The sequence below is a fragment of the Kitasatospora arboriphila genome, from assembly GCF_039528095.1.
GTDB lineage: Bacteria > Actinomycetota > Actinomycetes > Streptomycetales > Streptomycetaceae > Kitasatospora > Kitasatospora arboriphila.
In genome coordinates this window covers 1-10,124 of record NZ_BAAALD010000115.1, presented here as the reverse complement: position 1 = coordinate 10,124, position 10,124 = coordinate 1, and the positions used below count along the sequence as shown (strand labels likewise).

General features: G+C 75.7%; 11 protein-coding genes. 8 read left to right on the top strand and 3 right to left on the bottom strand.

What is annotated here, in order from left to right:
• Positions 1-59: 59 nt before the first annotated feature.
• Positions 60-1,496 carry a cellulose binding domain-containing protein gene (locus ABD353_RS34885; RefSeq protein WP_425555313.1) on the bottom strand — a complete coding sequence of 479 codons (1,437 nt, stop codon included), beginning with the start codon at positions 1,494-1,496 and terminating at the stop codon, positions 60-62.
• A 160-nt stretch (positions 1,497-1,656) separates the two neighbouring features.
• Complete coding sequence (locus ABD353_RS34880; protein ID WP_344627724.1) at positions 1,657-3,174, bottom strand: beta-N-acetylhexosaminidase; 1,518 nt, start codon at positions 3,172-3,174, stop codon at positions 1,657-1,659.
• 155 nt (positions 3,175-3,329) lie between these two features.
• Between ABD353_RS34880 and ABD353_RS34875 the strand changes: the two genes are divergently transcribed.
• From ABD353_RS34875 to ABD353_RS34855, 5 genes are all read left to right on the top strand, one after another.
• Entirely contained in the window at positions 3,330-4,103 is a 774-nt protein-coding gene (locus ABD353_RS34875; protein ID WP_344627723.1) for a methyltransferase domain-containing protein, read from the top strand.
• A gap of 69 nt (positions 4,104-4,172) precedes the next feature.
• A complete protein-coding gene (locus ABD353_RS34870; RefSeq protein WP_344627722.1) occupies positions 4,173-5,012 on the top strand; it encodes a GntR family transcriptional regulator in 840 nt (279 codons plus the stop codon).
• Between the two features lie 80 nt (positions 5,013-5,092).
• On the top strand, positions 5,093-6,028 hold the full coding sequence (locus tag ABD353_RS34865; RefSeq protein WP_344627721.1) for a polysaccharide deacetylase family protein: 936 nt from the start codon (positions 5,093-5,095) through the stop codon (positions 6,026-6,028).
• 158 nt (positions 6,029-6,186) lie between these two features.
• A complete protein-coding gene (locus ABD353_RS34860; protein WP_344627720.1) occupies positions 6,187-6,537 on the top strand; it encodes an avidin-fold protein in 351 nt (116 codons plus the stop codon).
• Between the two features lie 88 nt (positions 6,538-6,625).
• Positions 6,626-7,180, top strand: coding sequence for an RBBP9/YdeN family alpha/beta hydrolase (locus ABD353_RS34855; RefSeq protein ID WP_344627719.1), 555 nt, complete (start codon positions 6,626-6,628; stop codon positions 7,178-7,180).
• A gap of 17 nt (positions 7,181-7,197) precedes the next feature.
• Here the strand turns inward: ABD353_RS34855 and ABD353_RS34850 are convergent, their stop codons facing one another.
• Positions 7,198-7,860, bottom strand: a complete 663-nt coding sequence (locus tag ABD353_RS34850; protein WP_344627718.1) for a class I SAM-dependent methyltransferase — start codon at positions 7,858-7,860, stop codon at positions 7,198-7,200.
• Between the two features lie 69 nt (positions 7,861-7,929).
• On the opposite strand from ABD353_RS34850, the gene ABD353_RS34845 reads away from it, so the two are divergent.
• Genes ABD353_RS34845 through ABD353_RS34835 form a run of 3 tightly spaced genes read left to right on the top strand, consistent with a single transcriptional unit; the run spans position 7,930 to position 10,070 of the window.
• Complete coding sequence (locus tag ABD353_RS34845; RefSeq protein ID WP_344627717.1) at positions 7,930-8,730, top strand: leucine-rich repeat domain-containing protein; 801 nt, start codon at positions 7,930-7,932, stop codon at positions 8,728-8,730.
• Complete coding sequence (locus ABD353_RS34840) at positions 8,727-9,572, top strand: ATP-grasp domain-containing protein (protein ID WP_344627716.1); 846 nt, start codon at positions 8,727-8,729, stop codon at positions 9,570-9,572. Before ABD353_RS34845 ends, ABD353_RS34840 begins: the two co-directional genes overlap by 4 nt.
• Positions 9,573-9,614: 42 nt before the next feature.
• Entirely contained in the window at positions 9,615-10,070 is a 456-nt protein-coding gene (locus tag ABD353_RS34835) for a DUF3224 domain-containing protein (protein ID WP_344627715.1), read from the top strand.
• Positions 10,071-10,124: the final 54 nt, after the last annotated feature.

Sequence of the window (10,124 nt, the reverse complement as noted above, 5' to 3'; positions counted from 1 at the left end):
GGACTGTCCGGGGTCCGGCCGGTGCGGGGCCGCCGCGCGGGGGCGGCGGGGCGGGCGGATCAGCCCGCGGGCACCGTGTCGGTGAACGAGGTGCCCGCGGCGCGGTAGCCGGCGACCTTGGCCGCGACCTGCGCGGGGCTGAGCACCTGGTCCTTCACGAAGTACACGTAGTCGACCTGCTCGTCGTAGGAGCGCGGGGTGCTGCCGGTCTGCCCGTTGAGGTCGATCAGCCAGTGGTTGAAGTCGATCCACTGCGGCGTCTCGGGCAGGTACGGCTCGCCGTGCACCGCGAACACCCGTCCGTCGATGTAGTAGGTGATCGCCGTGCCGTCGATGGTGATCTGCAGGTCGTGCCAGCCGTCGAACGAGGTGCGGCTCTCGGTGTGGGTGTTGACGGCGTTCCACGGGTCCGGGTTGTAGGTCTCCCAGGACGTCGTGTACATGATGTCGCCCTGCTCGCCCCAGCCGCCGTTGGGCAGGTACTCGAAGTCCTGCTCGCCGTAGTCCGGGTCCATCGGCGCGTTGAGCGGGGTGAAGGCGAAGAACGTCTGGTTGACGTGGTCGCCGTCGGGTCCGCCGCTCGGGGTGTCGTCGAACCTCACCCGGGCCGCGTAGGTGCCGTTCTTGAACTTGCGGGCGGTGGTCTGGATCTCCGTCTCCCGGGTGCCGGCGGCGGTGCCGTCGGTGGTGAGGCGGAGGTTCATCACCGAGTTGGCGAAGGTGACGTCGGCCGGCGACCAGGTCGCGCCGGGCACGCCCGGGCCGCCCTGGCCGGACTTCACCGTCCAGCCGTGCTGCTGCAGCGCCGGGTCGCTGCTGGAGCCGTAGCCGAAGTCGTCGAAGAGGGCGGGCGCGTTCGGGTCGGTCGGCGGGGTCGTCGGGGGTGTGGTGGGCGGCGTGGTCGGGGGCGTGGTCGGGGTGTTGCCGTCCGGGGCGGTGCCCCAGACGAGCGCGCCGGAGCGCTGCAGGGTGACCTTGTCCCAGGTGGCGTAGCTGGTGCGGGCGGCGCCGAAGGAGTAGTCGTCGGACTGGGTGAGGGTCTGCCAGTCCGAGCGGTAGAAGCGCAGCTGCATGTCGCCGGTGTTCTGCCCGGGGGCGAGCGAGCCGGCGCCCGCGGTGAAGCCGATCTCCAGGTAGCGGTCGGCGGTCGCGGTCGGGTTCGCGAGGGTGCCGAAGGTGCCGGTGATGTTGCCGCAGCCCTTGACCGCCCAGGAGCAGGCGAAGCGGTAGGCGGTCGTCGGGCCGTCGGCCTTGAAGTAGTAGCGCAGCTTGAGCTCGCTCAGCGGCACGCTGGTCGAGCCGGTGTTGACCACCTCCAGCCAGGGTTCGGCCTGGTCGGCGGTGGCACCGGTGGCGCTGGTGCGGTACTGGACGCTCAGCGCGTCGGTCGCGGCCGAGGCCGGCGGGGTGAGCAGCGCGGCGCCGGCCAGGCCGGCGGCGACGCAGACGGCCGTCGCGGTGCGCAGGCGGCGCGGGACGCGGGGCTTTCCTGACACGGTGTTCCCTCTCTCCGTGGGGGCGGTGCGGACGCGGGCGCCGCGGTCGGCGGGCACCCGGGCGGTGCAGGGAGCGAACGGGTGGTGCGGATCGGGGGCGGCCGGTGGGCCGCGGGCGGCGCGGGCGCAGGGCGGCGCGGGGTCAGCGGGGTCAGCGGGGTCAGAGGTCCGCCGGCAGGCCGAGCGCCGCCAGTCTCGGGCGGTGGCCGGTGAGGGCCCGTTCGAAGGCGGGCCAGTCGGTGTCCGGGTTCCAGGCGCGCTCGGCGAGGGCGCAGAGCCGGGGGTAGAGCCGGCGGTCGGCCTCCGCGGGGTCGGGCACGAACTCGGTCCACAGCTGGGCCTGGGCGCCGAGCACCCGGGCCCGGGCCTCCTCCGGCCAGTGCGCGGGGGCCGGGTCGAGCCCGTGGACGGCCCGCAGGTCGACCACCGCGCCGTCCTGGCCGAGCGGCTCACCGGGACGGTCGGAGGTTGGGTAGTCCAGGTAGGTCGCGCGGTAGGGCGCCATCACGATGTCGTGGCCGCGCCGGGCGGCGTCCAGGCCGTGGTCGGCGTCCCGCCAGGGCATCACGGTGAACTCCGGCGGCAGGCCGGGGCTGCTGCTGTCCTCGGCCCAGCAGACCGGCCGGCGGCCGTGCTCCAGCAGGTGGGCGCCGACCCGGCCGAGGAACCAGCCGTGCAGCTCCTTGGGCGAGGCGAGGCCGAGCTCGGCGGCGCGCCGCCGGGCGGACGGGGCGGCCTCCCACTCGGCGGTGGGGCACTCGTCACCGCCGAGGTGCACGTACGGCGAGGGGAAGACGTCCATCACCTCGTCCAGCACGTCGGTGCAGAAGGCCAGCGCCTCCTCGTGCACCCCGAGGACGTTCTCGCAGACGCCCCACTCCGTCCACACGTCGAGCCGCCGTTCGGGGTGGTTGCCGAGCCTCGGGTGGGCGGCGAGGGCGGCGCGGGCGTGGCCGGGCATCTCGATCTCGGGGACGACGGTGACCCCGCGCTCGGCCGCGTGGCGGACGAGGCCGCGCAGTTCGGCCTTGGTGTACGCGCCGCCGTGCGGGCGGTCGTCGAAGCTGTCGCTGCCGGCCCGGCCGGTCATCGTCCGTGCCCGGACGGAGCCGACCGCGGTGAGCCGCGGGTAGGCGTAGACCGGCATCCGCCAGCCCTGGTCGTCCGTCAGGTGCAGGTGCAGGACGTTCAGTCCGTGCAGGGCGAGCAGGTCGACGGTGCGGTGCAGGTAGGACACCGGCAGGAAGTGCCGCGCGACGTCCAGCATCAGGCCGCGCCACGGGTACCGGGGGCGGTCGGTGACAGTCAGGCAGGGCAGCTCCCAGCGGACGTCCGGCACCGGGCGGTCCAGCAGCGCCTCGGCGGGGAGCAGTTGGCGCAGCCGCTGGATGCCGTGCAGCAGGCCGGCGGTGGCGGCCGCGTGCAGCCGGACGGCCTCGGGGGCGACCGAGAGCCGGTAGCCCTCGGGGCCCAGTTCCGCGGTGAGCGCGGGGTCCACGGCGAGCAGGACGGCACCGTCCGGCGAGGACGGCAGCGGCAGGCCGGTGGCCGGGCGGAGCAGGATGCGCAGCAGGTCGGCGGCGGCCGCGGCCGGGCCGGGGGCGTGCACGGCCGTGGCGTGGTCGAACGTGAACCGGCCGGGCGCGGGGACGATCCGGCGGGGCGTCGGAAAGATCACGTCGGAACCACCTCGGGAGGACTGGAAACTTACCACTTGCAGACTGGAGCACCACTGGTAAGAGAAAGTGGCATAGACCAGTTGGCGCGTCAAGGGGCGGCACCGGAACACGTCCGGCGGCCCGCCCCCGGACGGGAGTTGATTGACTGGCAGCCATGACCTCCACCGTGTTCGAGACCGACACCCCCGACCCGACCGCCTACCTCGACCGGGTGGCCGCGACCGACCTGGGCCGGGCCTACAAGCAGCGCATGCTCGACGAACTCGACGTCCGGCCCGGCGCGACGGTGCTGGACCTCGGCTGCGGCCCCGGCACCGACCTCGATTCCCTGGCCACGGCCGCCGGCCCGGCAGGGCGGGTGATCGGCGTCGACCACGACCGGGCCGCCGTCGACACCGCCGCCGCGCGCACCGCCGGACGGCCCGCCGTCGAGGTCCGGCTCGGCGACCTCCACGACCTGCCGCTGCCGGACGGCGCCGCAGACCGCGCCCGCACCGACCGGGTGCTGCAGCACGTCGCCGACCCGGGCCGGGCGCTCGCCGAGGTCGGGCGGGTGCTGCGGCCCGGCGGCCGGCTCGTCATGGGCGAGCCCGACTGGGGCACCCTGACCGTCGACCACCCGGACGGCGAGCTGACGCAGGCCTACACCCGGTACGTCACCGAACGGGCGGTGCACAACGCCCGCATCGGCAGCCGCCTCCCGCGGCTGGCGGTCGAGGCCGGGTTCGAGGTGCCCGCCGTCCTCCCGATCACGCCGGTCCTCCGCGACGTCCGGGCGGCCGACCGGATCCTCGGACTGGAACGCTGCACCCGCCGGGCCGTCACCGCCGGGTACCTCACCCCGGACGGCGCCGACCGCTGGCTCGACCACCTCGAGAACGGGCCCTTCCTCGCCTCGGTGACCTTCTACGTCGTGGTGGCGACCTGAGGGGCGCCCGGGGCGCCTCGGCCGCCACACTGGTAAGGTGCTGGTCAGGTTCGGACGAGGGGAGCCGCCGTGGCGGTGAAGCGGACGCGGGTGCGCGACCACCTGCGGGATCTGGTGGAGGCCCGCAGGCCCGGTGAGCCGATCCCGTCCGAACGGGCGCTGTGCGAGGAGCTCGGGGTGTCCCGGCCGACCCTGCGGGCGGCGGTGGACGAACTGGTGGCCACCGGCCTGCTCGTCCGCGAGCACGGGCGCGGCATGTTCGTGGCCCCGGAGAAGGTCGTCCAGGAGATGGCGATGGCCTCCGAGGGCAGTGCCTTCAGCGTGCCGCGGGCCGCCGGCAGCTGGGCCGGGCGGGTGCTGGAGTTCGAGACCGTGCCGGCCGGGGCGCGGCTCGGCCGGCGGCTGCGGATCTCCCCCGCCGCGGAGCTGACCCGGGTGGCCCGGCTGCGCCTCGTCGACGGTGAGCCGATGGCCATCGAGCACCTGCACGTCCCGGCCGCGCTGGTGCCCGGGCTGGCCCCGGCCGACATGGAGTCGGGCGACTTCTACGACCTGCTGCGCGAACGGCACGGCGTACGGGTGCGGGAGGCCGTCCAGTCGATCGAACCCACCGTCACCAACGAGGCGGAGTCCCGGCTGCTGGGGGTGCCGGTGCTCTCGCCGGCACTGCTGTTCGAGCGGCTGACCAGTGACGCGGCCGGTCGGCCGGTGGAGTACGTGCACTCGGTGTACCGCGGCGACCGGTACCGGATCGTCTCCCGGATCGCCTTCGACGACGGTCCTCCCGGGGCCGCGGCCGAAGGCGGGAGCGGCGCGGCCGCGCACCATCCGGGCATCCCGCCCGGGGACCTCCCCGGACGGCCCGGCGGGCGGAGCACTACCACGGGTGACGTCCAGCCCCCGGCCTGACACCCCGTCGCTGGGCCGTCCGTGCGTCCCTGCGGCGGTGGGCGGTTGACCGCCGGCCGCCTCGGGGATCATCCGCCGGTATGAAGATCGGCTCATCGGGTTGTCATCCTCGGGTTGGCCCGGCGCTCTGGGCCGGGCTGGCCGTCGTCCTGACGGCCTGTTCGACGGCGCCCTCCCGGAGCGCCGCTCCCCCGGCCGCCACGGCGCCGGCCGCACTCCCGCCGCTCGCCGCCGTCGAAACCCGCGAACGCCACGCACCCCTGGGGATCGACCCGGTGCAGGCCGCCCGGCAGTCCGCGGAGCGCCGGGCACGCGAGCAGGCCGCCCGCTGGGGACTCGACCGGCTGCCGACCGCCGCCCCGGCCCCGCCCGAACAGCGGCCCGCGCTCACCGCCGACCGGCCCGGCCTCGTCCTGCGGCCCGGCCTGCCACCGGTCGTCCAGCGCGTCCCCACCGAGGACCGGGTCGTCTTCCTGACCATCGACGACGGAGCGGAGAAGGACCCGGAGTTCGCCCGGATGACCGCCGAACTCGGCATCCCCTACAGCACCTTCCTCACCGGCTACCTGGCCCGGCCCGACTGGGGCTACTTCCGCGGCCTGCTGGCGAACGGGCACGCCGCCACCGGCAACCACACGCTCAACCACCGCGACATGCGCAAGCTCACCGCCGCCGAGCAGCGCACCGAGATCTGCGGCCAGCAGGACGAACTCGAACGCGAGACCGGCTCCCGGCCACCGCTGTTCCGCCCGCCCTACGGCGAGTACACCGACGACACCCTGCGGGCCGCCCAGCAGTGCGGCATCCGCGCCGTCGCGCTGTGGAACGAGGAGGCCTTCCCCGACCGCATGGAGTACCGCCACGCGGACCGGGTCCTGCACCCCGGCGACATCATCCTCACCCACTTCCGCGGGCGCGCCGAGTGGGGCGGCACGATGACGGACGTGCTCCGCCGGGTGCTCCGCACGGTGGACGAGCAGGGCTTCGCCCTGGCCCTGCTCGACGACTACCTCTGACACCGCCGTACCGCCCCGGCCCGCCTCGCCCGCCCCGACCCGGCCGGAGCAGGACCGGCGCCCGAGGGGCGAGAACGCCGTCCCAGCATGCGGAAACGTTGGCAGCGTCCGCGACCGCCGTGATCGACTGTGCGCTCCCGCACGGAAGGAGCACCGCCATGCTGCCATCCCTCGACGGCCTGGTCTTCTCGCCCACCGGACGCGCCGAGCACGGCGAGGTCGACGCCGCCACCAGCTTCGCCTACCGCGAGCAGGACGGCCGGGTCTGGGCCTCCTACCAGGGCGGCGACATCGTGCACGGCCACCTCGTCGGCACCCGCGCGGGCGACACCCTCGAATTCCGGTACGTTCAGCTCAACCGTGCCGGCGAGACCAGCAGCGGACACTGCGTCAGCACGCTGTCCCGGCTGACCGACGGACGCCTGCGGCTCGACGAATCCTGGCGCTGGGAGTCCCGCCCGGGCGCCGGGACGAGCGCGGTCGAGGAGGTCCTGCCGCCCGTCGGCTGAACCGCCCCGCACCTGCCGTCCCCGCGCCGCGCCCCACGCCTGCGCCCCACCCGTGACCCGATCCGTGATCCCACCCGAGGAGCCCGCCGTGTCCCCCGCCGAGCCTCTGCACCTCGTCCTGCCCGGCTACCAGAACTCCGGCCCCGCGCACTGGCAGAGCCGGTGGGAGGCCGCCGACCCCGGCCTCGTCCGGGTCGAGCAGGCCGACTGGGACGCGCCGCGGCGCACCGACTGGGTCGCCGCCCTGGACGCCGCGGTCGCCGCCGCCGACCGCCCCGTCGTCCTGGTCGCCCACAGCCTCGGCTGCATCACCGTCGCCCACTGGGCCGCCGGGCGCACCGGGCCCGGCCCGGTCGTCGGCGCCCTGCTGGTCGCCCCCGCCGACGTGGACACCGCCGAGGTGCCGGAACTGGTCGACTTCCGGCCCGTACCGCTGCGCCCGCTGCCCTTCCCGACCACGGTGGTCGCCAGCACCGACGACCCCTGGTGCACCGCCGAGCGGGCCGCCGCCTTCGCCGACGCCTGGGGCGCCGCGCTGGTGGACGTCGGGCCGCTCGGCCACATCAACAGCGACTCCGGCCTCGGCGACTGGCCGCAGGGCCGCCGCCTGCTCGCCGACCTCACCGGAAGCGCCCGGCCGTAGCGCCGGGGGCACCCGGATCAGGCGTAGTACGAGGCCACCGCCGGCTGGCCGGTCCAGTTCGGGCCGGCCGCCGGGTCGGCACCGAGGTAGCGGAAACCCGGGAGGGCCACGGGCGGCCGGCGGCCGCCCTGCAGGGTGAGCAGCCGGCGGCGCGCGTCGTACCGGAATCCGGCGGCCCGCAGGGCGGCCAGGACCGGGCGGGCGGCGCTGCGGCCGTCCGGCCGGCGGACCGAGGCCGGGTCGAAGGTGGCCGCGAGCAGGCCGTCCCCGGTGAGGGCACCGGCCCAGCAGGCCAGCAGCCCGAGCTTGTCCCCGAGGTAGGGCAGGCCGTGCACGCAGGTGACGAGGTCGTACGTGCGCTCCGGCTCCCAGTCGGCGACCGAGGCGGTCAGCAGCCGCAACCCGGGCAGGACGGGCACCGGACCGAGCGGGCCGACCAGGTCGACGCCGGTCAGCTCACTGCCCGCGGCGACCGACCCGGCGGCGGCGACCAGGGCCCGCCCCTCCCCGCTGCACAGGTCCAGCCAGGCACCGGGGCGCCCCCGCAGCCGTTCGGCCGGGTCGAAGCCGAGCTCCCGGGCGTAGCTGTTCACCCCGGTGAGGGTCCGCTCCCGGTTCATGGTGCTGTTCGCCACCACGGGGGAGGCCGCGAGTTCCACGTCCCCGACGAGATCACCCATGCCGGCCACCCTACGGCCGACCACAACCCCCCTGCGGACCCGGGCGGCAGCGCTGCCTAGGGTGGTCGCATGACGAACCGTCCGCAGGTGCCCGCCGTCCGCGACGAGCGGAGCGCACGGCAGGACACCTGCCGGTGCTTCGACCAGGACCGCGCGACGAACCGGCGTCGGGTCGCCTTCCACGCCGAGCAGCAGGACACCTCGGCGCCGGGCTGGCTGAGGCTGCTCGACCTGGTGGAGGAGGCGGCGGCGGACGGCCGCGAGGAGTTCCACCCGCTGCAGGGGCTGCCCGCGGAGGAACGGCGGCAGATCGTCACCCTGCCACCGACGATCGCGAGGCTGACCGCCGTCCGCAGGCTCGGGCTGTACGGCAGCAACCTGGTCCGCGTCCCGCCCGAGATCGGGGCGATGTCGGCGCTGGAGGACCTCGACGTCTACACCTCGTACCGCCTGCACTGGCTCCCCTACGAGCTGACCCGGTGCCCCCGGCTGCGGCGGAGCCTGGTCAGCACCCGGGCGCTGTACGGCAACGAGAAGACCAGGCCGCCGTTCCCGCCGCTGGACCGGCAGCCGCGCGAGGGCGGCACGGGCGCGGTCTGCAGTGTCTGCGGCGGGCCGGCCGCGCGGCCGCGCCGGGTGTGGATCACGCTGCGGGTGGCCACCGACGTCCTGCCCCTGCTCGTCGACGCCTGCTCCAAGGCCTGCGTCGCGGCGCTGCCCACCCCGCCGGAGGGGTACGTCCGCAGCCCGCACTCGGGCGGGCCGACCGTGCAGCAGCCCGTCGCCGACCACTGGTTTCCGCCCGAGCGCCGTGCCGTCCGGCACGAGACCCGCAACCGGCACCGCACCGAGCAAGGAGGGACCCCGTGACCGCGACCCCCGCCGTGGCCTATGTGACCAGCAAGGACGCCCCGGACCAGGAGGTGGGGGCGGCGCTGGCCGCGTTCACCGGGCAGGGGGTGGCCGCCGAGCCGGTGGTGTGGGACGACCCGGCGGTCGCCTGGGAGCGGTTCGACGCGGCGGTGGTCCGCAGCACCTGGGACTACACCGGGCGACGGGACGAGTTCCTGGCCTGGGCGCGGCGCGCGGCCGGGCTCACCCGGGTCTGCAATCCGGTGCCGGTGCTGGAGCGGAACACCGACAAGACCTACCTGCGGGAGCTGGCCCTGGCCGGGGTACCGGTGGTGCCGACCGCCTGGGTCGGGCCCGGCGAGCGGCTGGACGGGGGGACGGCGCCGTGGCCGGAGCTGGTGGTGAAGCCCACCGTGTCGGCCGGCGCGCGGGACACCGTGCGGACCACCGACCGGGCGGCCGCCGCGGCGCACGCCGACCTGCTGACCGCGGCCGGCCGGACGGCGATGGTGCAGCCGTACCTGCCGGCGGTGGACGGGGAGGGCGAGACCTCGTTGGTGTTCATCGGCGGCGCGTTCAGCCACGCGGTGCGGCGCGGGCCGATGCTGTCCGGCCCGGAGGGCCGCTTCGCGGACGAGCCGCGGCGGCCCGACGCCGACCAGCTGGCCGTCGCCGAGCGGGTGCTCGCGGCCGTGCCCGAGCGCGCGGAGCTGCTGTACGCGCGGGTGGACCTGGTCCGCGGGCCGGAGGGCACTCCGCTGCTGATCGAGCTGGAGCTGACCGAGCCGCGGCTGTTCCTGCAGTACGAGGCCGGGGCGCCGGCGCGGCTGGCGGCCGCGGTACGGGCGCTCGCCGGCTGACCCCGGAGTGCGCGCGGGCCCGGCCGCCGACCCTCGGCCCTGTTGTCGGCGGCCCGTGCCAGGCTGGCCGCAGCGATCCGCAGCGACGAGGGGACGGACGGGATGGACGGGCTGGCCGAGGGCGGCTTCACGGTGGACAGCTGGGAGCCGGAGGTGCTGGACGAACTGCCGGGGGCGACACTCGCCCGGGTGAAGCTGACCAAGACCTTCCGGGGCGGGCTGACCGGCACCAGCACCGTGCACATGATCAGCGCGGCGGACGGCGAGGGCCAGCCCGCGGCGTACACCGCCTTCGAGCGGTACGCCGGCGAGTTGGACGGCCGCAAGGGCAGCTTCGTGCTGCAGCACTGCGCGCCCGGCAGCCGCGGCGAGCGGCTGGTGATCGCGGTGGTGCCGGGCACCGGCACCGAGGAGCTGGCCGGGATCACCGGCGGCTTCGAGATCCGGATCGACGACGCGGGCGTGCACAGCTACGTCTTCCGCTACGCCCTGGCCTGATCCGGGGACGGCGACGGCCCGCTTCCCGGGTGCGGGGAGCGGGCCGTGCGGGGG

Coding starts and splice junctions, on each gene's coding strand:
- ABD353_RS34860 (WP_344627720.1), top strand. CDS start 6,187: ATGCTGCCATCCCTCGACGGCCTGGTCTTCTCGCCCACCGGACGCGCC.
- ABD353_RS34845 (WP_344627717.1), top strand. CDS start 7,930: ATGACGAACCGTCCGCAGGTGCCCGCCGTCCGCGACGAGCGGAGCGCA.
- ABD353_RS34875 (WP_344627723.1), top strand. CDS start 3,330: ATGACCTCCACCGTGTTCGAGACCGACACCCCCGACCCGACCGCCTAC.
- ABD353_RS34865 (WP_344627721.1), top strand. CDS start 5,093: ATGAAGATCGGCTCATCGGGTTGTCATCCTCGGGTTGGCCCGGCGCTC.
- ABD353_RS34850 (WP_344627718.1), bottom strand. CDS start 7,860: ATGGGTGATCTCGTCGGGGACGTGGAACTCGCGGCCTCCCCCGTGGTG.